The sequence below is a fragment of the Arenivirga flava genome (genome assembly GCF_030161575.1).
GTDB classification, from domain to species: domain Bacteria; phylum Actinomycetota; class Actinomycetes; order Actinomycetales; family Microbacteriaceae; genus Arenivirga; species Arenivirga flava.
The window spans coordinates 2,715,331-2,734,754 of the sequence record NZ_BSUL01000001.1 but is presented as its reverse complement, the minus strand read 5'-3'; the positions used below and the strand labels follow the sequence as shown (position 1 = coordinate 2,734,754).

At 69.8% G+C, this 19,424-nt stretch carries 29 protein-coding genes and 1 pseudogene; 3 read left to right on the top strand and 27 right to left on the bottom strand.

Going from position 1 to position 19,424, the window contains the following annotated elements; all coding sequences use genetic code 11:
* Positions 1-61 precede the first annotated feature (61 nt).
* From QQK26_RS13300 to QQK26_RS13280, 5 genes and pseudogenes are all read right to left on the bottom strand, one after another.
* Positions 62-442, bottom strand: a pseudogene (locus QQK26_RS13300) (prepilin peptidase); the annotation flags it as partial.
* A gap of 206 nt (positions 443-648) precedes the next feature.
* Complete coding sequence (gene phoH2, locus QQK26_RS13295) at positions 649-2,061, bottom strand: RNA 5'-3' helicase PhoH2 (protein WP_431308039.1); 1,413 nt, start codon at positions 2,059-2,061, stop codon at positions 649-651.
* 165 nt (positions 2,062-2,226) lie between these two features.
* Entirely contained in the window at positions 2,227-2,997 is a 771-nt protein-coding gene (locus QQK26_RS13290; RefSeq protein WP_284235340.1) for an aminotransferase class V-fold PLP-dependent enzyme, read from the bottom strand.
* Entirely contained in the window at positions 2,907-3,353 is a 447-nt protein-coding gene (locus QQK26_RS13285; RefSeq protein ID WP_284233575.1) for a hypothetical protein, read from the bottom strand. The genes QQK26_RS13290 and QQK26_RS13285 overlap by 91 nt, the downstream gene beginning before the upstream one ends.
* A 55-nt stretch (positions 3,354-3,408) precedes the next feature.
* Positions 3,409-4,194, bottom strand: coding sequence for an isoprenyl transferase (locus QQK26_RS13280; protein WP_284233573.1), 786 nt, complete (start codon positions 4,192-4,194; stop codon positions 3,409-3,411).
* A gap of 61 nt (positions 4,195-4,255) precedes the next feature.
* Between QQK26_RS13280 and trhA the strand changes: the two genes are divergently transcribed.
* Positions 4,256-5,008 (top strand): PAQR family membrane homeostasis protein TrhA, encoded by a 753-nt coding sequence (trhA, locus tag QQK26_RS13275; RefSeq protein ID WP_284233571.1) that lies wholly within the window; start codon positions 4,256-4,258, stop codon positions 5,006-5,008.
* A gap of 81 nt (positions 5,009-5,089) precedes the next feature.
* On the opposite strand, the gene QQK26_RS13270 is transcribed toward trhA, so the two are convergent.
* Positions 5,090-5,338, bottom strand: a complete 249-nt coding sequence (locus tag QQK26_RS13270) for a hypothetical protein (RefSeq protein ID WP_284233568.1) — start codon at positions 5,336-5,338, stop codon at positions 5,090-5,092.
* 64 nt (positions 5,339-5,402) lie between these two features.
* On the opposite strand from QQK26_RS13270, the gene QQK26_RS13265 reads away from it, so the two are divergent.
* Together QQK26_RS13265 and greA are read left to right on the top strand one after the other, a co-directional pair.
* On the top strand, positions 5,403-5,804 hold the full coding sequence (locus QQK26_RS13265) for a DUF4307 domain-containing protein (RefSeq protein ID WP_284233566.1): 402 nt from the start codon (positions 5,403-5,405) through the stop codon (positions 5,802-5,804).
* Positions 5,805-5,900: 96 nt separating this feature from the next.
* Entirely contained in the window at positions 5,901-6,383 is a 483-nt protein-coding gene (greA, locus tag QQK26_RS13260) for a transcription elongation factor GreA (protein WP_284233560.1), read from the top strand.
* A gap of 58 nt (positions 6,384-6,441) precedes the next feature.
* Here greA and ilvA read toward each other — a convergent pair whose 3' ends face one another.
* The 21 genes from ilvA to rplB form a co-directional block, all read right to left on the bottom strand.
* Positions 6,442-7,710, bottom strand: a complete 1,269-nt coding sequence (gene ilvA, locus QQK26_RS13255) for a threonine ammonia-lyase (RefSeq protein ID WP_284233559.1) — start codon at positions 7,708-7,710, stop codon at positions 6,442-6,444.
* A gap of 19 nt (positions 7,711-7,729) precedes the next feature.
* Positions 7,730-8,902 (bottom strand): AI-2E family transporter, encoded by a 1,173-nt coding sequence (locus QQK26_RS13250; protein ID WP_284233557.1) that lies wholly within the window; start codon positions 8,900-8,902, stop codon positions 7,730-7,732.
* A 49-nt stretch (positions 8,903-8,951) separates the two neighbouring features.
* Positions 8,952-9,791: a type I methionyl aminopeptidase gene (map, locus tag QQK26_RS13245; protein ID WP_284233554.1), complete on the bottom strand. Its 840-nt coding sequence runs from the start codon at positions 9,789-9,791 to the stop codon at positions 8,952-8,954.
* Positions 9,788-10,381, bottom strand: coding sequence for an adenylate kinase (locus QQK26_RS13240; protein WP_284233552.1), 594 nt, complete (start codon positions 10,379-10,381; stop codon positions 9,788-9,790). Before QQK26_RS13240 ends, map begins: the two co-directional genes overlap by 4 nt.
* Positions 10,378-11,700, bottom strand: coding sequence for a preprotein translocase subunit SecY (gene secY, locus QQK26_RS13235; protein ID WP_284233550.1), 1,323 nt, complete (start codon positions 11,698-11,700; stop codon positions 10,378-10,380). The genes QQK26_RS13240 and secY overlap by 4 nt, the downstream gene beginning before the upstream one ends.
* A 74-nt stretch (positions 11,701-11,774) precedes the next feature.
* Entirely contained in the window at positions 11,775-12,410 is a 636-nt protein-coding gene (gene rplO, locus QQK26_RS13230) for a 50S ribosomal protein L15 (RefSeq protein WP_284233549.1), read from the bottom strand.
* Complete coding sequence (rpmD, locus tag QQK26_RS13225; RefSeq protein ID WP_284233547.1) at positions 12,410-12,595, bottom strand: 50S ribosomal protein L30; 186 nt, start codon at positions 12,593-12,595, stop codon at positions 12,410-12,412. The genes rplO and rpmD overlap by 1 nt, the downstream gene beginning before the upstream one ends.
* On the bottom strand, positions 12,595-13,320 hold the full coding sequence (rpsE, locus tag QQK26_RS13220) for a 30S ribosomal protein S5 (protein ID WP_431308015.1): 726 nt from the start codon (positions 13,318-13,320) through the stop codon (positions 12,595-12,597). The genes rpmD and rpsE overlap by 1 nt, the downstream gene beginning before the upstream one ends.
* The gene (gene rplR, locus QQK26_RS13215; protein ID WP_284233544.1) at positions 13,317-13,688 is read right to left on the bottom strand and encodes a 50S ribosomal protein L18; all 372 of its coding nucleotides are present in this window, start codon (positions 13,686-13,688) and stop codon (positions 13,317-13,319) included. Before rplR ends, rpsE begins: the two co-directional genes overlap by 4 nt.
* Positions 13,689-13,691: 3 nt before the next feature.
* On the bottom strand, positions 13,692-14,228 hold the full coding sequence (gene rplF, locus QQK26_RS13210; protein WP_284233542.1) for a 50S ribosomal protein L6: 537 nt from the start codon (positions 14,226-14,228) through the stop codon (positions 13,692-13,694).
* A gap of 6 nt (positions 14,229-14,234) precedes the next feature.
* On the bottom strand, positions 14,235-14,633 hold the full coding sequence (gene rpsH / locus QQK26_RS13205; RefSeq protein ID WP_284233540.1) for a 30S ribosomal protein S8: 399 nt from the start codon (positions 14,631-14,633) through the stop codon (positions 14,235-14,237).
* An 83-nt stretch (positions 14,634-14,716) separates the two neighbouring features.
* On the bottom strand, positions 14,717-15,295 hold the full coding sequence (rplE, locus tag QQK26_RS13200) for a 50S ribosomal protein L5 (RefSeq protein WP_284233538.1): 579 nt from the start codon (positions 15,293-15,295) through the stop codon (positions 14,717-14,719).
* Positions 15,295-15,654 (bottom strand): 50S ribosomal protein L24, encoded by a 360-nt coding sequence (gene rplX / locus QQK26_RS13195; protein WP_284233536.1) that lies wholly within the window; start codon positions 15,652-15,654, stop codon positions 15,295-15,297. Before rplX ends, rplE begins: the two co-directional genes overlap by 1 nt.
* A gap of 3 nt (positions 15,655-15,657) precedes the next feature.
* Entirely contained in the window at positions 15,658-16,026 is a 369-nt protein-coding gene (gene rplN / locus QQK26_RS13190) for a 50S ribosomal protein L14 (protein WP_284233532.1), read from the bottom strand.
* Positions 16,027-16,060: 34 nt separating this feature from the next.
* The gene (gene rpsQ / locus QQK26_RS13185) at positions 16,061-16,375 is read right to left on the bottom strand and encodes a 30S ribosomal protein S17 (RefSeq protein WP_284233530.1); all 315 of its coding nucleotides are present in this window, start codon (positions 16,373-16,375) and stop codon (positions 16,061-16,063) included.
* Positions 16,375-16,698: a 50S ribosomal protein L29 gene (gene rpmC / locus QQK26_RS13180; protein ID WP_284233528.1), complete on the bottom strand. Its 324-nt coding sequence runs from the start codon at positions 16,696-16,698 to the stop codon at positions 16,375-16,377. The genes rpsQ and rpmC overlap by 1 nt, the downstream gene beginning before the upstream one ends.
* On the bottom strand, positions 16,698-17,117 hold the full coding sequence (rplP, locus tag QQK26_RS13175; RefSeq protein ID WP_284233526.1) for a 50S ribosomal protein L16: 420 nt from the start codon (positions 17,115-17,117) through the stop codon (positions 16,698-16,700). Before rplP ends, rpmC begins: the two co-directional genes overlap by 1 nt.
* A gap of 2 nt (positions 17,118-17,119) precedes the next feature.
* Positions 17,120-17,866 (bottom strand): 30S ribosomal protein S3, encoded by a 747-nt coding sequence (rpsC, locus tag QQK26_RS13170; protein WP_284233524.1) that lies wholly within the window; start codon positions 17,864-17,866, stop codon positions 17,120-17,122.
* Complete coding sequence (gene rplV, locus QQK26_RS13165; protein WP_284233522.1) at positions 17,866-18,258, bottom strand: 50S ribosomal protein L22; 393 nt, start codon at positions 18,256-18,258, stop codon at positions 17,866-17,868. Before rplV ends, rpsC begins: the two co-directional genes overlap by 1 nt.
* 26 nt (positions 18,259-18,284) lie before the next feature.
* Positions 18,285-18,566 carry a 30S ribosomal protein S19 gene (gene rpsS, locus QQK26_RS13160; RefSeq protein WP_284233520.1) on the bottom strand — a complete coding sequence of 94 codons (282 nt, stop codon included), beginning with the start codon at positions 18,564-18,566 and terminating at the stop codon, positions 18,285-18,287.
* Between the two features lie 12 nt (positions 18,567-18,578).
* The gene (gene rplB / locus QQK26_RS13155) at positions 18,579-19,418 is read right to left on the bottom strand and encodes a 50S ribosomal protein L2 (RefSeq protein WP_284233518.1); all 840 of its coding nucleotides are present in this window, start codon (positions 19,416-19,418) and stop codon (positions 18,579-18,581) included.
* Between the last annotated feature and the right edge of the window lie 6 nt (positions 19,419-19,424).

Below are 19,424 nucleotides of genomic sequence, written 5' to 3'. Positions count from 1 at the left end.
GCCTGCCCCGGCGCAGCCGCCGGACGAGCAGACCGATCAGGCTGGCGGCCCCGCCGCCGAGCAGCGCGAGGAGCATCGCCAGCGCCACGGCCTCCGCGCCGAGCGCTCCGAGCAGCAGCGCGAGGGCGGCGCCGAGCTTCGCGTCGCCCATGCCGAGCCCGCCGGCCAGGCTCAGCGCGATGAGCACGCCGCCGCTGACGAAGCCCGCGAGCAGGGGCGTCCAGTCGCCGAGCGCCCCCGCCGCGAGCGCCGCGGCCAGCGCCAGGGCGAGGTTCGGCAGCAGGAGCCGGTTGGGCAGCCGGTGCTCGCGCACGTCGGTGCGCCAGAGCAGCGGCGTGACCGCGGCGAGGTGCAGGGCGGGCACGAGGGCGCCCCGCCCGCCCAGCGCGAGCAGCGCGGAGGCGGCGAGCGCGGAGGCGACGAGGAGTGCCGCCGCGCCCATCCGCTCGTCCCCGGCAGGCCGGGAGCGCGGGGCCGGCACGGGACGGGACGCCCGCCGACCCCCGTCCGCGGCGGGGAACGGTGGCGCTGCGCTCATGCCGAGAGGCTAGGCGCGATCGGCGCGCCGCATCCGCCGTCTCCACAACGTGCAGGGCAGCCCTCCGGCGTCGTGCCGGAGGGCTGCCCCGCGAGCCCGTCGGCTCGGGATCAGGCGATGTCGCCGCCCTCCAGCAACCCGGTCACCAGGGCGGCGATCGCGCTGCGCTCGGACCGGGTCAGGGTCACGTGACCGAAGAGGGCGTGCCCCTTCAGCGTCTCGATGACGCTCGCGATGCCGTCGTGCCGCCCGACCCGCAGGTTGTCGCGCTGGGCGACGTCGTGGGTGAGCACGACGCGCGAGTTCTGGCCGATGCGGCTGAGCACGGTGAGCAGCACGTTCCGCTCGAGCGACTGCGCCTCGTCGACGATCACGAAGGCGTCGTGCAGCGAGCGACCGCGGATGTGGGTGAGCGGCAGCACCTCGAGGATGCCCCGCTCGATGACCTCCTCGAGCACGTTGTCGCTGACGACCGCGCCGAGCGTGTCGAACACCGCCTGCGCCCAGGGGTTCATCTTCTCCTGCGCGTCGCCGGGCAGGAAGCCGAGCTCCTGGCCGCCCACCGCGTAGAGCGGCCGGAACACCATGATCTTCTTGTGCTGCTGCTGCTCGAGCACCGCCTCGAGCGCGGCGCACAGCGCGAGGGCGCTCTTGCCGGTGCCGGCGCTGCCGCCGAGCGACACGATGCCCACCTCGCGGTCGAGCAGCAGGTCGATGGCGAGCCGCTGCTCGGCGCTGCGGCCGCGCAGGCCGAAGACCTCGCGGTCGCCGCGCACCATGCTCATCCGCCCCAGCGAGGTCACCCGGGCGAGCGCCGATCCGCGGTCCGACTGCACGACCAGGCCGGTATTGATCGGGAAGTGCTCGCCCTCCGGCAGCGGCAGCGCGTCGCGCTCGTAGAAGTCGGCCATGCGCTCCGCGCTGAGGTGCACCTCGCCGAGGCCGGTCCATCCGCTCTCCACCGCCAGCTCGGCGCGGTACTCCTCGGCCGCCAGGCCGATCGAGGAGGCCTTGACGCGCAGGGGCAGGTCCTTCGAGACGACGGTGACGGCGAAGCCCTCGTGCGCCAGGTTCAGCGCCACGGCGAGGATGCGGGAGTCGTTGTCGTTCAGCTGCAGCCCGCTCGGCAGCACCGTCATGTTGGAGTGGTTGAGCTCGACGCGCAGGCTGCCGCCGTCGCCGACCTCGATGGGGGCGTCGAGGCGGCCGTGCTCCACGCGCAGCTCGTCCAGCAGCCGCAGGGCCTGGCGGGCGAAGTAGCCGATCTCGGGGTCGTGGCGCTTGGCCTCGAGCTCGGTGACGACGATGACGGGCAGCACCACCGAGTGCTCCGCGAAGCGGTAGATCGCGCGCGGGTCGGAGAGCAGCACCGAGGTGTCGAGCACGTAGGTGCGCTCGGCGGTCTGCGCGGCGATCGGGCTCGAAGCCCCGCCGATCTCCTGGATTCGGGTGGTGGACTTCTCGAGCTCGGACACAACCGCTCCCTTCCCGGGGAGCGGAGTCCGCATCCCGGAACCGGTCATCCTGACGACCACGGGGCGTATCGAGATGAACTTGCGTGGCCGTCTCGACCAGGCACCCTGCCTGATGGATGCGACGCTACGCCCTGCCGCGGACATCGCCGGACGCCGACGCGCCAGCGCTCGTTACGATCGGATGAATTCGCCCGCCGTCACCGGAACGCCCGGTCAACGGCCGCCGATCGCGAGCGACGCCGCGTATCCGCGCAGCGCATCCCGCAGCATGCCGAAGGTCTCCTCGCCGGTGCTCACGTGCGCGGAGAGGCGCACGCGGCCGTCGCGCACGGTGACCGTCACGCCCTGGTTGTGCAGGGCGGCGGTGAGCGCGGCGAGCCGCTCCGCGCCGGGGTCGAGCACGACGATGCCGGCGCGTTCGACCTCGCTGCGCGGCGAGACGACGGGCACGCCGAACTCGTCGGCGAGGGCGATGAGCCGAGCGGAGCGCTCGAGCACGGCGGCCTGCACCGCGCCCACGCCGACCTCCGCCAGCGATTCGAGCACCGCAGCCAGGCGCGCCTCGGCGACCGGCTCGGGGGTGCCCACCTGGAACCCGGCGGCGCCGGGCGCGGTGAGGGCGAGGTCCTGCCCGGGCACGAACTCGAGCCGGTTCCAGCCCGAGAAGACGGGGCGCAGCTCGTCGAGCGCGCGGTCGCTCAGCGCGAGCAGCCCCGTGCCGTGCCCGGCGCGCAGCCACTTGCGGCCGCCCGTCGCCACGACGTCCGCCAGCTCGTAGGGCGCATCCACCACGCCGAAGCCCTGCACGGCATCGACGATCAGCAGCCGGTCGCCGATCACCTGCCGCACGCCCTCGATGTCGGTGACGGCACCGGTGCGGTAGTCGACCAGGCTCACGACGACCGCCCGGGTCGTGGTGGTGAGCTGCTCGCGGATCGTGCCGGGCGTGATCTGGCCGTACTGCTCGGCGATCCACAGCGGCACGATGCCGCCCAGGTGCTCGGCGGCCCGGGCGATCGCGATCCGCACGCTCGGGAACTCCCCGCGCCGAGCGCGACGCCGCCGGTGAACCCGAACATCGCGTGCATGAGCCCCGAGGTGGTGCTCTGCTGGAAGCTGATCTGGTCGGGCCGGAAGCCGGTCAGGGCGGACGCGGCCGCGCGCATCCGGACGTCCTGCCGGTGCAGCGCGTCGAGGCTCCCGTGCCGGCCCCGGCGCAGCAGCTCGTCCCACGCGGCCTGCTCGGCGACGGCCGCCACGGCGAGCGGACCGAAGCCCGCGAAGTCCAGGTAGCCCGGGTCGTCGTCGAAACCGCCCGCGTACTCCTCGATCGTGGTCATGCCGAGAGTCTCCCACCGCCGCCCGGGGAACGTCCGGGACGGAGGTGCGAGGCGATCAGCCGCCGAAGCGCCGGTTGCGGCGCGCGAAGTCGCGCAGGGCGCGAAGGAAGTCGACCTCCCGCATGTCCGGCCCCAGCGCCTCCATGAAGTAGAACTCGCTGTGCGCGCTCTGCCAGAGCATGAAGTCGCTGAGCCGCTGCTCGCCGGAGGTGCGGATCACGAGATCCGGATCGGGCTGCCCTCCCGTGTAGAGGTGCTCGCCGATGAGCTCCGGGGTGAGGCGCTCGGCGAGATCCTCGAGGCTGCCGCCCTCGCGGCCGTGGTGATCGACGATGGCGCGCATCGCGTCGACGATCTCGCGCCGCCCGCCGTAGCCCACCGCGAGGTTGACGTGCAGACCGCCGTTGCCGGTGGTGCGCGACTCCGCCGCCTCGAGGGCGAGCGCCAGCGGCTCGGGCAGGCCCTCGCCCGATCCGACGTGCTGCACCCGCCAGCCGCGCACGTGCGAGAGCTCCTCCGCCAGGTCGGCGATGATCTCGCAGAGCTCGCCGAGCTCGGCGCTCTCCCGGGAGGAGAGGTTGTCGACCGAGAGCAGGTACAGGGTGACGACGTTCACATCGAGCTGCTCGCACCATTCGAGGAACTCGCGCATCTTCGCGGCGCCGGCGCGATGCCCGTGCGCCGCGGTCTCGAGCGCCTGCAGACGCGCCCAGCGACGGTTGCCGTCGATGATCATGGCGACGTGGTGGGGCCGGCTCTGGCCGGTCAGCGCGTGGCGCAGACGACGCAGGTAGAGCCGGTACAGGAGGCCCCTGAATCCGGGGTCGCGGCGGTTCGGCACGGGCTCACGCTAGCCCATCGACCCCGGCCGAGGGGCTCTGCCGCTCCCGTACACTGGCGCCATGTCCCGGCCCGACGACCGCCCATCCGCTCAGCGCGCGGAGGCCGAGCCGGCCGCGGACCTGCCCCACCTCCCGCTGCTCGACGAGGCGCTCTCGACGCCCGCGAAGGAGGTCAAGCCGACCTGGCGCGGATGGCTGCACGCCGGCACCTTCCCCGTCGCGGTCGCGGCCGGCATCGTGCTCATCGTGCTCGCCGACGGCACCGCCGCCAAGCTGGCCTCCGCGGTGTTCACGGCCACCTCGATGCTGCTGTTCGGCATCTCGGCGCTCTACCACCGCATCGACTGGAAGCCGAAGACCAAGCAGCTCTTCCGCCGCCTCGACCACTCGAACATCTTCCTGCTCATCGCCGGCACCTACACGCCGCTCGGCGTGCTCGCGCTGCCGCCTGAGAAGGGCATGCTGCTGCTCGCGCTCGTCTGGTCCGGCGCCGCGCTCGGCATCGGCTTCCGCATCTTCTGGACCGGCGCGCCGCGCTGGCTCTACACGCCGCTCTACGTGCTGCTCGGCTGGGCCGCCGTCATGTACATGGTCGATCTCTTCGACGCGAACCCCGCCACCATGGTGCTCGTCATCGTGGGCGGGCTGCTCTACACGACGGGCGCGGTGTTCTACGGCTTCAAGCGCCCGAACCCGGTGCCGGGCGTCTTCGGCTTCCACGAGCTGTTCCACACCGCGACGGTGCTCGCGTTCCTCTGCCACTGGACGGCAATCCTGCTCATCGCGATCGAGCCGGCCTACCACGGCGGCTGAGCCGCGATCCGAGCGAGCGGATGCGCGATGCTGCGCACCGCATCCGCTCGGCCGTCAGCGCGGTCGCGGCGCGCGCCCGGCTCAGCCCTGCTGCTCGTCCCGACGCGTCGAGTCGTCCTCGGCCGCCTCGGCCTCGAGGCGCAGGCGCACGTCCTCCCGGTAGCGCACACGGCGGATGCGGCGCACCATGCTGACCGCGAGCAGCACCACGGCGACGGCGAGCAGGAAGATCGCGAAGAAGCCCTGCACGCCCGGGGTGACGGTGTTCTCGTCGAAGCCGGGGCTCGTGGTCGGAGTGGGGAATGCCGCGAGGACGGCGATCGGGTGCATGCGGCGGGCTCCGGGGGTGTGGGTCGTACACTGAGGGCTCAACCCTAACCCTCGAGGATGCGCAGTGACCGAGCCGAGCCCCACGCTCGAGAGCCGCTACGGCCGCACCGCCCGCGATCGTCGCACCAACCGGCTGATCGGCTTCGGCGCCGGCGGAGCCATCATCCTCGCCGCCCTCGTGTGGGTCGTCTGGGTCGCCTTCGACGGCACCTCCCCCACCATGGAGGTGCGCGACATCGCGCACGTCTCGACCGACCGCGAGTCGTCGATCACCTTCGAGCTCTCCGTGGCCCCCGGCACCGACACGTCCTGCGCCGTGCAGGCCCTCGACGAGCGGCACGGCATCGTCGGCTGGAAGGTCGTGGACGTGCCCGCCTCGGATCGGTACACGAGGGTGCTGCAGGAGTCGCTGCGCACCACCGCGCCGGCCAACACGGCCTTGATCTACCGGTGCTGGCTGCCGTAGCCTGAAGGATCAACCCGCGGACCGGTCGGATTCGACCGGTCCTCTTCTTTGGTCAGCGCACGCGGACGACGCGGTCGCGCTGTGAGGAGCATCACCATGAGCAACGACAACGTCACCTGGCTGACCCAGGAGGCCTTCGACCGCCTGCAGGCCGAGCTCGACGAGCTCAGCGGCCCGGCGCGCACCGAGATCACCAAGCGCATCGAGGCCGCCCGCGAGGAGGGCGACCTCAAGGAGAACAGCGGCTACCACGCTGCGAAGGACGAGCAGGGCAAGATGGAGGCCCGCATCCGCCAGCTCACCGCGCTGCTGCGCGACGCCACCGTCGGCGAGGCGCCGGAGAGCAACGGCATCGCCGGCATCGGCAGCCTCATCACCGCCCGCATCGCCGGCGACGAGAGCACCTTCCTGCTCGGAAGCCGCGAGATCGCGGACGGCGACCTGCAGGTCTTCAGCGAGCAGAGCCCGCTCGGCCAGGCCATCATCGGCGTCAAGGAGGGCGACAGCACCAGCTACACCGCCCCCAACGGCAAGCAGATCGAGGTCGAGGTCGTCAAGGTCGCGACCTACACGCCCTGAGACGGGGTGCGACGACGGAGGGCCGGATGCGATCGCATCCGGCCCTCCGTCGTCGCGGTCAGAAGTCCATCCGGGGCTCGTAGCCCGCCGCGCGCAGATGCTCGAGCACCTCGACGGCGTGATCGGGTCCGCGCGTCTCGATGTGCAGCTCCAGCTCGACCTGGCTGATCTGCAGGCCGTTGCCGTGCCGTGTGTGCAGCACCTCGACGACGTTGGCGTTCGCCTCCGCCACGATCTGCGCGGTGCGAGCCAGCTGACCCGGCCGGTCGGGCAGCGGGATGCGCAGCTTGAGGTAGCGCTCGGTCGAGGCGAGACCGTGGCTGATCACGCGGTTCATCATGAGTGGGTCGATGTTGCCGCCGCTGAGGATCGCCACGGTCGTGCCGGCGTCCCGTACCTGCCCCGTGAGCAGCGCCGCGACGCTGACGGCGCCGGCCGGCTCGACGACCTGCTTGGCCCGCTCGAGCAGCATCAGCAGCGCCCGCGCGGTGTCGTCGTCGCTCACCGTGACGACCTCGTCGACCGCCTCCTGCACGATCGCGAAGTTCAGGGCGCCCGGGCGGCTCACGGCGATCCCGTCGGCGATGGTCGGCGTGACGGCGACCTCGGTGAGCGCACCGGCCTGCATGCTCACCGCGTAGGCGGGCGCGTTGGCCGCCTGCACGCCCACGATCCGCACGGTGCGCCCGAGCGTCGCGGCCTTCTGCTTCACGGCGCTCGCGACGCCCGAGATGAGCCCGCCGCCGCCGATCGGCACGACCAGGGTGTCGAGGTCCGGCACCTCGTCGAGGATCTCGAGGCCCACCGTCCCCTGGCCGGCGACCACGTCGTGGTGGTCGAAGGGATGGATGAAGACGGCGCCGGTCGACTCGGCGAACTCCGCCGCCGCGCGCAGCGGCTCCTCGACGGTGTGGCCGCGCAGCACGACCTCGGCGCCGTAACCGCGCGTCGCCTGCAGCTTGGGCAGCGCCACGCCGATCGGCATGAAGATGGTCGCCGCGATGCCGAGCTCGCGGGCCGCGAGCGCCACGCCCTGCGCGTGGTTGCCGGCGGAGGCGGCGACGACGCCGCGCGCCTTCTCCTCGTCGCTGAGCCGCGACATCCGGTGGTACGCGCCGCGGATCTTGTACGAGCCGGTGCGCTGCAGGTTCTCGCACTTGAGCCAGACCGGCGAGCCGATCTGCTGCTCGAGGATGCGGGAGTGCTCGAGCGGCGTGGGCTGAACCACCTCCGCGACGACACTGCGAGCGCGCTCGAAGGCGGCGAGGTCTGGTCCGGGGAAGACCGGGGCGGTGGTCCGCTCCGTGGGGTTCGGGGCGATGGTCATGGTGCTGCGGCTCCCTTGCTCATGAACGGCCCAGCTCGGGTCGGGTCTCGGCGGTCGGCGTCGGCAGCGGTTTCGACTGCTGGCGCCATCGTCCGGAGGCGATGAATGCGATCATGCTGTTGAGCGCTGCGACGATCGGCACCGCGAAGAGGGCGCCCGCGATGCCGGCGAGCATGGTCCCGGTGACCACCGCGAGCACCACGGCGAGCGGATGCACCTTCACGGCGTTGCCCATGATGAGCGGCTGCAGCACATGCCCCTCCAACTGCTGCACGCCGAGCACGATGATCAGCATGATGACCGCGGGCCAGAGGCCCTGGTACACCAGCGCGATGAAGACGGCGAGGGTGCCGGTGATGATCGCGCCGAAGAACGGGATGAACGAGCCCAGGAAGACGAGCACCGCGATGGGGATCGCGAGCGGAAGCCCGAGGATCGCGGCCCCGAGGCCGATGCCCACCGCGTCGACGGTGGCGACCAGGATCTGCGCGCGCACGAATCCGCTCACGCTCGTCCAGCCGGCGCGTGCCGCGCCGTGCACGGCGGCACGGGCGCGGCGCGGGAAGAGGCGCACCAGCCAGCTGCCGATGTTCCGGCCGTCGTACAGCACGAGCAGCAGGGTGAAGAGCGCGAGCAGCAATCCGCTGAGGAAGGCGGTCAACCCCGAGCCGAAGCTCACGACGCCGCCGAGCAGGCTCTGCCAGTTGGCCTCGACGTAGGCGACGCCCTGGTCGAGCAGTTCCTGGAACTGCTCGGACGTGACGTGCAGCGGGGAGTCGAGCAGGAACTCCTGGAAGTCCGCGTAGGCCGTCATCGAGCGGGCGCTGAGGTCCTCGGCGCCCCGGGACACCTGGGTGGTGACGAGGTAGCCGAGTCCGCCGACCACGGCGATGAGCGTGAGCGCCGCGGCGACGACGGCCAGCACGCGCGGCACGCGTCGGTGGTGCAGCCAGTCGACCAGCGGGTTCAGGAGGGCGGCCAGGAGCACGCCCACGAAGACCGGGATCACCACGGCGCGCAGCTGCATGACCAGGAAGATGACGACGCCCACGACGCCGAGCACCACCAGGATGCGCCACGACCAGGCGCCCGCGATGCGCATCCCGGGCGTGACGAGCTCGCCCTCGGGCACCGTGGAGCGCGGGTCCTGATCCGGTTCGGAGGCGCGTCCGCGGCGCGGGAAGAAGCTCACCGCACCAGTCTAGGCAGCGGGCGGGCGGGCGATGCTGGGCGGCGACCGCTCAGTGCAGGGGCACGGGCCTCACACCGAGCGGGGCGAGCGCCGCTGCACCGCCGTCCTCGGCGGTGAGCACCCAGACGCCGCGCTCGTGCACCGCCACGGAGTGCTCCCAGTGGGCGGCGAGCGAACCGTCCTCGGTCGTGATCGTCCAGGCGTCGTCCTCGATGACCGTCTCGATGGTGCCGAGCGTGATCATCGGCTCGATGGCCACGACCAGGCCGGGCTTGACCTCCGGCCCGCGCTGCTGCACGCGGTAGTTGAACACGGGCGGGTCCTCGTGCATCGATCGGCCGATGCCGTGGCCGACGTAGTCCTCGAGGATGCCGTAGCGCACGCCGTCGCGCTCCTGCGAGCGGACGTAGGACTCGATCGCCGCGCCGACCTCGTTCAGGTGCTCGGCGCGGGAGAGCGCCGCGATGCCGTGCCAGAGCGACTGCTCGGTCACGCGGTTGAGCTCCTGCCCGGCGCGGAGGTCGCCGCCCGGGTCCGGCACCACGACGGTGGCGGCCGAATCGCCGTTCCAGCCGCCGACCTCGGCGCCGCAGTCGATCGAGACCACGTCGCCGGCCTCGAGCACGCGCCCGCCCGGCACGCCGTGCACCACCTCGTCGTTCACCGAGACGCAGAGCGTGTGGTGGTAGCCGGGCTCCTTCATGAAGTTCGGCGCACCGCCGGCGTCGCGGATGCTCCGCTCGGCGATCGCATCGAGCTCGAGGGTCGAGACGCCGGGTGCGACGGCGTCGAGCGCTGCGCGCAGCGCACGCGCCGTGACGAGCCCCGGCTCCACCATGAGCCGCAGCTGAGCGGGGCTCTTGTAGATGGACCGGCGGAACGGCCTCATGCCGCGTCGCGCGGTCCGATCCCGCGCGACGCGAGGCCGGCGGTGATGCGCTCGGTGACCTCGTCGATGTCGCCGATGCCGTCGACCTTCACGAGGACCTTGCGCTCGCTGTACACGTCGACCAGCGGAGCGGTCTGCTCGCGGTAGACGTCGAGGCGATGGCGCACGACCTGCTCGGTGTCGTCGCTGCGGCCCTGCTCGAGGGCGCGCTTGCCGAGGCGCGCGACGACCTCGTCGATGTCGGCGGTGATCTCCACCACGGCGTCGAGAGCGGTCTCGCGCGAGGCCAGGAACTCGTCGAGCTCGCGCACCTGGTCGATGGTGCGCGGGTAGCCGTCGAGCAGGAAGCCGTCCTTCGCGTCGTCCTGAGCCAGGCGGTCGCGGATGAGGGCGTTGGTCAGCGAGTCCGGCACGTTGTCGCCGGCATCGATGAAGGCCTTGGCCTGCTTGCCGAGCTCGGTGCCGTTCTTGACGTTCGAGCGGAAGATGTCGCCGGTCGAGATCGCGGGGATGCCGTAGGCGTCCGCCAGGCGGACCGCCTGGGTGCCCTTGCCGGCGCCGGGGGGACCGATGAGGAGGAGACGGGTCAACGCAGGAGTCCTTCGTAGTGCCGCTGCTGGAGCTGCGAGTCGATCTGCTTGACCGTCTCGAGACCCACACCGACGATGATCAGGATGCTGGCACCACCGAACGGGAAGTTCTGGTTGGCCTGCACGGTGGCGAGGGCGATCAGCGGGATGAGCGCGACCAGGCCGAGGTACAGCGAGCCGGGCAGGGTCACCCGGGTCAGCACGTAGTCGAGGTACTCGGCGGTCGGGCGGCCCGCGCGGATGCCGGGGATGAAGCCGCCGTACTTCTTCATGTTGTCGGCGACCTCTTCGGGGTTGAAGGTGATCGCGACGTAGAAGTAGGTGAAGCCGACGATGAGCAGGAAGTACACGGCCATGTAGAGCGCGTTGTCGCCCGAGGCCAGGTTGTTCTGGATCCACGCGACCCAGGGCGTGACCTCCTCGCCCGGTGCCGGCTGGAAGAACTGGGTCACCAGCAGCGGCAGGTACAGCAGCGAGGACGCGAAGATGACGGGCACCACGCCGGCCATGTTGACCTTGATAGGGATGTAGGTGTTGTTGCCACCGTAGGTGCGGCGTCCCACCATCCGCTTCGCGTACTGCACGGGCACGCGCCGCTGGGACTGCTCGACGAAGACGACGGCGCCGAGGATGACGATGCCGATCAGGATGACGACGATGAAGACCTCGAGGCCGTTGGTCTGCTGGATGGTCCAGAGCGCCGTCGGGAAGGTCGCCGCGATCGACGTGAAGATGAGCAGCGACATGCCGTTGCCGATGCCGCGCTCGGTGATGAGCTCGCCCATCCACATGATGAGGCCGGTGCCGGCGGTCATCGTGATGACCATGAGCAGGATCGCGTACCAGGCGTCGTCGGTGAGCAGGTTCTGGCACTCCACCACCGAGGCGGTCTGGAAGAGCTGGCCGCTGCGCGCGACGGTGATGAGCGTGGTCGACTGCAGCACCGCGAGACCGATGGTCAGGTAGCGGGTGTACTGCGTCAGCTTGGCCTGCCCGGTCTGCCCCTCCTTGTGGAGGTTCTCGAAGTGCGGGATGACCACGCGGAGCAGCTGGGTGATGATCGAGGCCGTGATGTACGGCATGATGCCCAGCGCGAAGATGGAGAGCTGCAGCAGCGCGCCGCCGCTGAAGAGGTTGACGAGCTCGTAGAGGCCCGACGTGGTGGAGCTCTGGTCGAGGCAGGCCTCGACGTTCCCGTAGTCGACGAACGGGGCGGGGATGAACGATCCCAGCCGGAAGATGGCGATGATGCCCAGCGTGAAGCCGATCTTCCTGCGCAGATCCGGAGTGCGGAAGATGCGCGCGATGGCACGGAACACGGAGTCCTCCAGGGGAGATCGTTTGACGACGAGCGAAAGGGCGGTCCCCATGATGGGGACCGCCCTCCGACGTATTACTTGACGGAGCCGCCCGCGGCGACGATCTTCTGCTCCGCAGAGCTCGAGACCTTGTCGACCGCGACGTTCAGCTTAACCGCAATGTCACCCTGGCCGAGAACCTTGACCTTCTCGTTCTTGCGAACGGCGCCCTTGGCGACCAGGTCGGCGATGGTCACATCGCCGCCCTGGGGGTACAGCTCCGCGAGCTTGTCCAGGTTCACGACCTGGAACTCGACGCGGAACGGGTTCTTGAAGCCGCGCAGCTTCGGGGTGCGCATGTGCAGCGGCATCTGCCCACCCTCGAAGCCGACCTTGACCTGGTACCGGGCCTTGGTTCCCTTGGTACCGCGGCCGGCGGTCTTGCCCTTCGAGCCCTCACCGCGACCGACGCGGGTGCGCGCGGTCTTCGAGCCCGCAGCGGGGCGCAGGTGGTGGGCCTTCAGGACCTGGATGCGGGGCTCGGTCTCGGCGGCCGGCTTCGCAGCGGCCTTCTCGGCCTTCGTGCTCGACGCGGTCGAGGCGGCGGCCTTCTTGGCCGGAGCCTTCTCGGCGGCGGGCTTCTCAGCCTTCGCGGCGGCCGGCTTCTTGGCCGCAGGCTTCTTGGCGGGGGCCTTCGGAGTCTCCTCCGCGGCCTTCTTCTCTTCAGCCATTAGTCAATCTCCTCGACCTTGACGAGGTGCGCGACCGTGTTGACGTAGCCGCGGTTCTGGGCGTTGTCCTCCTTGACGACGGAGTCGCCAATGCGCTTGAGGCCCAGGCTCCGCAGCGTGTCACGCTGGTTCTGCTTCTCGCTGATAACGGACTTGGTCTGGGTCACCTTGAGGCGCGCGGCCATCAGGCACCTGCCTTCGCGTCGGCGGCAGCCTTGGCCGCCGCAGCCTCGGCACGCAGGAGACGGGCCGGCGCGACCTGGTCGATGGCGAGGCCACGACGCGAGGCGACGGCACGGGGCTCCTCGAGACCGCGGAGGGCCTCGACGGTGGCGTGCACGATGTTGATGGTGTTCGACGAGCCGAGCGACTTGCTCAGCACGTCGTGGATGCCGGCGCACTCGAGCACGGCGCGAACCGGGCCACCGGCGATGACGCCGGTACCGGCGGCGGCCGGACGGAGGAGCACGACGCCGGCGGCGGCCTCACCCTGCACGGGGTGCGGGATGGTGCTGGCGATGCGGGGGACGCGGAAGAAGTTCTTCTTCGCCTCCTCGACGCCCTTCGAGATCGCGAGCGGCACCTCGCGGGCCTTGCCGTAGCCGACGCCCACGAGTCCGTTGCCGTCACCGACGACCACGAGCGCGGTGAAGCTGAAGCGACGACCGCCCTTGACGACCTTCGACACGCGGTTGATGGTCACGACGCGCTCGAGGAACTGGCTCTCCTCGCGCTGGTTGCCGCCACGGCCACCACGGTCGTTGCGACCGCCACGGTCGCCGCGTCCGCCGTTGCCGCCGCCGCGGCGTCCGCCGCGGTCGTCGGTCGCGGGCTGGCTGGCAGCCGCGGTCTCGACGGGGGCCTCCTGCACGGTGGCCACCTCCTGCTGGTCCTTGTTGATCTCGCTCACAGGTCCAATCCACCCTCTCGAGCACCGTCTGCGATCGCGGCGACGCGACCGGCGTACTTGTTGCCACCGCGGTCGAACACGACAGCCGTGACGCCGGCGGCCTTGGCGCGCTCGGCGAGCAGCTCGCCGACCTTGCGGGCCTTGGCGGTCTTGTCGCCGTCGAAGGCGCGCAGGTCGGCCTCGAGCGTCGAGGCCGACGCCAGGGTGTGACCCTTGGTGTCGTCGACGATCTGCACGAAGACGTGACGCGAGGAGCGGTTGACGACCAGGCGCGGACGCTCGGCCGAACCCGTGATCTTCTTGCGCAGGCGCAGGTGACGACGGCCGCGGGCCGCCGACTTGCTCTTGCCCTTGATTCCCAGAGCCATGGCTTACTTACCAGCCTTTCCGGCCTTGCGGCGAACGACCTCGCCGGCGTAGCGCACGCCCTTGCCCTTGTAGGGCTCCGGCTTGCGGATCTTGCGGATGTTGGCGGCGACCTCACCGACGGCCTGCTTGTCGATGCCCGAGACCGTGAGCTTGTTGTTGCCCTCGACCGCGAACGTGATGCCGGCCGGCGGCTCGACGTAGACCGGGTGCGAGAAGCCGAGCGCGAACTCGACGCCGGAACCCTTGGCCGCGACGCGGTAACCCGTGCCGACGACCTCGAGGCCCTTGGTGTAGCCCTGGGTGACGCCCACGATGTTGTTGCTGATGAGCGTGCGGGTCAGGCCGTGGAGCGAACGCGACTCGCGCTCGTCGTCCGGGCGGGTGACCAGCACCTGGTTCTCCTCGACGGCGACCTGGATCGGGCTCGCGACGTTCAGCACGAGCTCGCCCTTGGGGCCCTTCACGGAGACGGCCGAGCCGTCCACCGCGATGGTCACGCCGGCGGGGATGTCGATGGGGAGACGACCGATACGAGACATGTCAGGTCACCACACGTAGGCGAGGACTTCCCCACCCACGCCCTTCTCGACAGCCTGGCGGTCCGTGAGCAGACCGGAGGAGGTGGACAGGATGGCGATGCCGAGGCCGCCCAGGACCTGGGGGATCTCCGTCGACTTCGCGTAGACGCGGAGGCCGGGCTTCGACACGCGCTTGATGCCGGCGAGCGAGCGCTCGCGGCTGGGGCCGTACTTCAGGTCGATCGTGAGGGTCTGGCCGACGCGGGCGTCCTCGACCTTCCAGCCGGAGATGTAGCCCTCCTTCTGGAGGATCTCGGCGATGTGCGACTTGAGCTTGCTGCTCGGGAGCGACACGGTCTCGTGGTACGCCCGGTTGGCGTTGCGCAGACGGGTCAGCATGTCAGCGACCGGATCTGTCATCGTCATGATGATTCGTTCCTATTCTCGCCCGGTTCCGGCATCCGTTCCGCGAATGACGGCCTGTGCGATCGATGGGGTTTGGGTAGAGCTTATTCGGCCTTGAACGGGAAGCCGAACGCGCGCAGGAGCGCGCGGCCCTCGTCGTCGTTCTTCGCCGTGGTCACGACCGTGATGTCGAAGCCGCGGACGCGGTCGATCTTGTCCTGGTCGATCTCGTGGAACACCGACTGCTCGGTGAGGCCGAAGGTGTAGTTGCCGTTGCCGTCGAACTGCTTCGGGCTCAGGCCGCGGAAGTCGCGGATGCGCGGGAGCGCGAGCGTGACGAGGCGGTCCATGAACTCCCACGCGCGGTCACCGCGGAGGGTGACGTGCGCGCCGATGGCCTGACCCTCGCGGAGCTTGAACTGCGCGATGGACTTGCGGGCCAGCGTGACCTGCGGCTTCTGACCGGTGATCGCGACGAGGTCCTTGATGGCGCCGTCGATGATCTTGCTGTCACGGGCGGCCTCGCCGACACCGGTGTTCACGACGATCTTGACGAGTCGCGGAACCTGGTGCGGGTTGGTGAAGCCGAACTGCTCGGTGAGGGCAGCCGTGATCTCGTTGCGGTACTTCTGCTTGAGGCGCGGCTGGATCTTGCCAGCCGGCGCGGCAGTCGTGTCGGTCATCAGAGGTCCTTTCCGGACTTCTTGGCGTAGCGGATGCGGACGGTCTTCTTCACGCCGTCCTTCACCACGTCCTCGGTACGGAAGCCGACGCGGGTCGGCTTCTTGGTCTCGGGGTCGACGAGCGCGACGTTCGAGATGTGGATCGGGGCCTCGTGGGTCTCGATGCCGCCGGTCTTCGCGCCGCGCTGGGTCTGGCCGACCCGCACGTGCTTGGTGACGTAGTTGACGCCCTCGACGATGACGCGGTTGCGCTCGACCAGGACCTCGATGACGCGACCCTGCTTGCCCTTGTCACCGCCGCGCGCCTGCGACGCACCGCTGATGACCTGGACCAGGTCGCCCTTCTTGATGTTCGCCATGGCTTACAGCACCTCCGGGGCGAGCGAGACGATCTTCATGAACTTCTTGTCACGGAGCTCACGACCGACCGGTCCGAAGATGCGGGTGCCACGGGGGTCACCATCGGTCTTCAGGATGACGGCGGCGTTCTCGTCGAACTTGATGTACGAGCCGTCGGGACGGCGCGTCTGCTTCTTGGTACGGACGATGACGGCCTTGACGACGTCGCCCTTCTTGACGTTGCCGCCGGGGATCGCGTCCTTGACCGTGGCGACGATGATGTCGCCGAGACCCGCGTAGCGGCGGCCCGAGCCACCGAGCACGCGGATCGTCAGGAGCTCCTTGGCGCCGGTGTTGTCGGCGACCTTGAGCCGGGATTCCTGCTGAATCACTGCTGTTCTCCTAGTTCCTCAAGCAGACCGGGGTCTACTTGGCCTTCTCGAGGATCTCGACCAGGCGCCAGTTCTTGGAGGCGCTCAGCGGACGGGTCTCGCTGATGACCACGAGGTCGCCGATGCCGGCGGTGTTCAGCTCGTCGTGAGCCTTGACCTTCGACGTGCGGCGGATGACCTTGCCGTACAGCGGGTGCTTCACGCGGTCCTCGACCTCGACGACGATGGTCTTGTCCATCTTGTCGCTGGTCACGTAGCCGCGACGCGTCTTGCGGTAACCGCGGGCGTCGGCGTCCTTGACGTCGTGCTCCGCGGACTCGTGTCCGGCGGTCTGCTTCGTCTCAGCCATTACTTCGCCTCCTCGGCAGTCTCGGTGGTCTCGGCCTCGGCGGCCTCGGCCTTCTTGGTGCTCTTCTTCGCCTTGGCCGGGGCCTTCTCGACGGGAGCGGGGGTGGCCCGGATGCCGAGCTCGCGCTCGCGGATCACCGTGTAGATGCGCGCGATGTCGCGCTTGACCGCGCGGAGACGGCCGTGGCTCTCGAGCTGACCGGTGGCCGACTGGAAGCGCAGGTTGAACAGCTCCTCCTTGGCCTTCTTCAGCTCGTCGACGAGGCGCTCGTCCTCGAAGGTGTCGAGCTCAACAGGAGCGAGCTCCTTCGATCCGATGGACATTACGCGTCACCGTCCTCACGCTTGATGATGCGTGCCTTGAGGGGCAGCTTGTGGATTGCGCGCGTGAGGGCCTCACGGGCGAGGGTCTCGTCGACACCGGCGACCTCGAAGAGGACGCGGCCCGGCTTGACGTTGGCGACCCACCACTCGGGCGAGCCCTTACCGGAACCCATGCGGGTCTCGGCGGGCTTCTTGGTGAGCGGGCGGTCCGGGTAGATGTTGATCCAGACCTTGCCGCCACGCTTGATGTGACGGGTCATGGCGATACGAGCGGACTCGATCTGACGGTTGGTGACGTAGGCAGGGGTCAGCGCCTGGATGCCGAACTCGCCGAACGACACCTGGGTGCCGCCGGTGGCCTGGCCACTGCGCTTGGGGTGGTGCTGCTTACGGTGCTTGACGCGACGGGGGATCAGCATGATCAGGCCTCAGCTCCTGCTCCGACCGCCTCGGCACGGGGGCCACGACGGCGGTCACCGCGCTCGGGGCGCGACGAACGCTGGTTCGCCTGCTCGCGAGCGAGTTCCTTGTTGGTGATGTCACCCTTGTAGATCCAGACCTTCACGCCGATGCGGCCGAAGGTGGTCTTGGCCTCGTAGAAGCCGTAGTCGATGTTCGCGCGCAGGGTGTGCAGCGGCACGCGACCCTCGCGGTAGAACTCCGAACGGCTCATCTCGGCGCCGCCGAGACGGCCCGACACCTGGATCCGCACGCCCTTGGCGCCGGCGCGCTGCGCGCCCTGCAGGCCCTTGCGCATGGCGCGACGGAACGCGACACGGGCGGAGAGCTGCTCGGCGATGCCCTGCGCGACGAGCTGGGCCTCGGCCTCGGGGTTCTTGACCTCGAGGATGTTGAGCTGGATCGGCTTCTTGGTGAGCTTCTCCAGGTCGGCGCGGATGCGCTCGGCCTCGGCGCCGCGGCGGCCGATCACGATGCCCGGGCGGGCCGTGTGGATGTCGACGCGCACGCGGCCGAGCTGACGCTCGATCTCGATGCGGGCGACGCCGGCGCGGTCGAGGCTCGTCTTGAGCATCGAGCGGATCTTGACGTCCTCGGCCACGTAGTCGGCGTAGCGCTGACCGGCCTTGGTGCTGTCCGAGAACCAGCGCGACACGTGGTCGGTGGTGATGCCCAGACGGAAACCGTACGGGTTGACCTTCTGTCCCATTACTTGGCCGCCTTCTTGGAAGTCGTGGCCGCAGCAGCCTCTTCCGGCGTGGCGAGCACGACGGTGATGTGGCTGGTGCGCTTGCGGATGGCGAAGGCACGGCCCTGGGCGCGCGGCTGGAACCGCTTCAGGGTGGTGCCCTCGTCGACGAAGATGCGGGACACGTAGAGGTCCTGCTCGTCGAGGTAGGTGTTCGTGCTGTCCGCCTTGACGCGCGCGTTGGCCATGGCCGACGCGACGAGCTTGTAGACGGGCTCGCTGGCCGCCTGCGGGGCGAACTTCAGGATGGCGAGTGCCTCCTGCGCCTGCTTGCCGCGGACGAGGTTGATGACACGACGGGCCTTCTGAGGCGTGACGCGGATGTGACGCACGCGTGCGATCGACTCCACCATTCTCTTCTCCTCCTTACGTCGCCGCGTTAGCGGCGACGACCCTTCTTGTCGTCCTTCTCGTGACCGCGGAAGGTGCGGGTCGGCGCGAACTCGCCGAGCTTGTGACCGACCATGGTCTCGGTGACGAACACCGGGATGTGCTTGCGACCGTCGTGCACCGCGATGGTGTGGCCCAGCATCGCCGGGATGATCATCGAGCGGCGCGACCAGGTCTTGATCACGTTCTTGCTGTTGGCCTCGTTCTGCGCGACGACCTTGCGAAGCAGGTGGTCATCGATGAAGGGGCCCTTCTTGAGACTGCGCGGCATCTTCCTCTACTCCTACTTGCGCTTCTTGCCGACGGTGCGCCGGCGGACGATGAGCTTGTCGCTCTCCTTGTTGGGACGACGCGTGCGGCCTTCCTTCTGGCCCCACGGGCTCACCGGGTGGCGACCACCGGAGGTCTTGCCCTCACCACCACCGTGCGGGTGGTCGATCGGGTTCATGGCGACACCGCGGACGGTCGGGCGGACGCCCTTCCAGCGCAGACGGCCGGCCTTGCCCCAGTTGATGTTCGACTGCTCGGCGTTGCCGACCTCGCCGATCGTGGCGCGGTTGCGCACGTCGACGTTGCGGATCTCGCCCGAGGGCAGGCGCAGCTGGGCGTAGGGGCCGTCCTTCGCGACGAGACGCACGGAGGCGCCGGCCGAGCGGGCGATCTTCGCGCCGCCACCGGGACGGAGCTCGATCGCGTGGATGACGGTACCCACGGGGATGTTCTTCAGCGGGAGGTTGTTGCCCGGCTTGATGTCCGCGCCCGGGCCCGACTCGACGATGTCGCCCTGCGAGAGCTTGTTCGGGGCCAGGATGTAGCGCTTGGTGCCGTCCACGTAGTGGAGCAGCGCGATGCGCGCGGTGCGGTTGGGGTCGTACTCGATGTGCGCGACCTTGGCGTCCACGCCGTCCTTGTCGTTGCGACGGAAGTCGATCAGACGGTACTGGCGCTTGTGCCCACCGCCGATGTGGCGGGTGGTGATGCGGCCGGTGTTGTTGCGGCCACCGGTCTTCGGCAGCGGCTTCAGCAGCGACTTCTCGGGGGTCGACCGGGTGATCTCGGCGAAGTCGGCGACCGACGAACCGCGACGACCGGGGGTCGTGGGCTTGTACTTGCGAATAGCCATTCTCGT

Bases quoted from the DNA above. Each gene is read 5' to 3' on its own strand.
- phoH2 (WP_431308039.1), bottom strand. From the start codon at position 2,061: ATGACCGGTTCCGGGATGCGGACTCCGCTCCCCGGGAAGGGAGCGGTT.
- QQK26_RS13285 (WP_284233575.1), bottom strand. From the start codon at position 3,353: ATGACCACGATCGAGGAGTACGCGGGCGGTTTCGACGACGACCCGGGC.
- trhA (WP_284233571.1), top strand. From the start codon at position 4,256: ATGTCCCGGCCCGACGACCGCCCATCCGCTCAGCGCGCGGAGGCCGAG.
- QQK26_RS13270 (WP_284233568.1), bottom strand. From the start codon at position 5,338: ATGCACCCGATCGCCGTCCTCGCGGCATTCCCCACTCCGACCACGAGC.
- greA (WP_284233560.1), top strand. From the start codon at position 5,901: ATGAGCAACGACAACGTCACCTGGCTGACCCAGGAGGCCTTCGACCGC.
- ilvA (WP_284233559.1), bottom strand. From the start codon at position 7,710: ATGACCATCGCCCCGAACCCCACGGAGCGGACCACCGCCCCGGTCTTC.
- map (WP_284233554.1), bottom strand. From the start codon at position 9,791: ATGAGGCCGTTCCGCCGGTCCATCTACAAGAGCCCCGCTCAGCTGCGG.
- rplO (WP_284233549.1), bottom strand. From the start codon at position 12,410: ATGGCTGAAGAGAAGAAGGCCGCGGAGGAGACTCCGAAGGCCCCCGCC.
- rpmD (WP_284233547.1), bottom strand. From the start codon at position 12,595: ATGGCCGCGCGCCTCAAGGTGACCCAGACCAAGTCCGTTATCAGCGAG.
- rplR (WP_284233544.1), bottom strand. From the start codon at position 13,688: ATGGCTCTGGGAATCAAGGGCAAGAGCAAGTCGGCGGCCCGCGGCCGT.
- rplF (WP_284233542.1), bottom strand. From the start codon at position 14,228: ATGTCTCGTATCGGTCGTCTCCCCATCGACATCCCCGCCGGCGTGACC.
- rpsH (WP_284233540.1), bottom strand. From the start codon at position 14,633: ATGACGATGACAGATCCGGTCGCTGACATGCTGACCCGTCTGCGCAAC.
- rplE (WP_284233538.1), bottom strand. From the start codon at position 15,295: ATGACCGACACGACTGCCGCGCCGGCTGGCAAGATCCAGCCGCGCCTC.
- rplX (WP_284233536.1), bottom strand. From the start codon at position 15,654: ATGGCGAACATCAAGAAGGGCGACCTGGTCCAGGTCATCAGCGGTGCG.
- rpsQ (WP_284233530.1), bottom strand. From the start codon at position 16,375: ATGGCTGAGACGAAGCAGACCGCCGGACACGAGTCCGCGGAGCACGAC.
- rpmC (WP_284233528.1), bottom strand. From the start codon at position 16,698: ATGTCCATCGGATCGAAGGAGCTCGCTCCTGTTGAGCTCGACACCTTC.
- rplP (WP_284233526.1), bottom strand. From the start codon at position 17,117: ATGCTGATCCCCCGTCGCGTCAAGCACCGTAAGCAGCACCACCCCAAG.
- rpsC (WP_284233524.1), bottom strand. From the start codon at position 17,866: ATGGGACAGAAGGTCAACCCGTACGGTTTCCGTCTGGGCATCACCACC.
- rplV (WP_284233522.1), bottom strand. From the start codon at position 18,258: ATGGTGGAGTCGATCGCACGCGTGCGTCACATCCGCGTCACGCCTCAG.
- rpsS (WP_284233520.1), bottom strand. From the start codon at position 18,566: ATGCCGCGCAGTCTCAAGAAGGGCCCCTTCATCGATGACCACCTGCTT.
- rplB (WP_284233518.1), bottom strand. From the start codon at position 19,418: ATGGCTATTCGCAAGTACAAGCCCACGACCCCCGGTCGTCGCGGTTCG.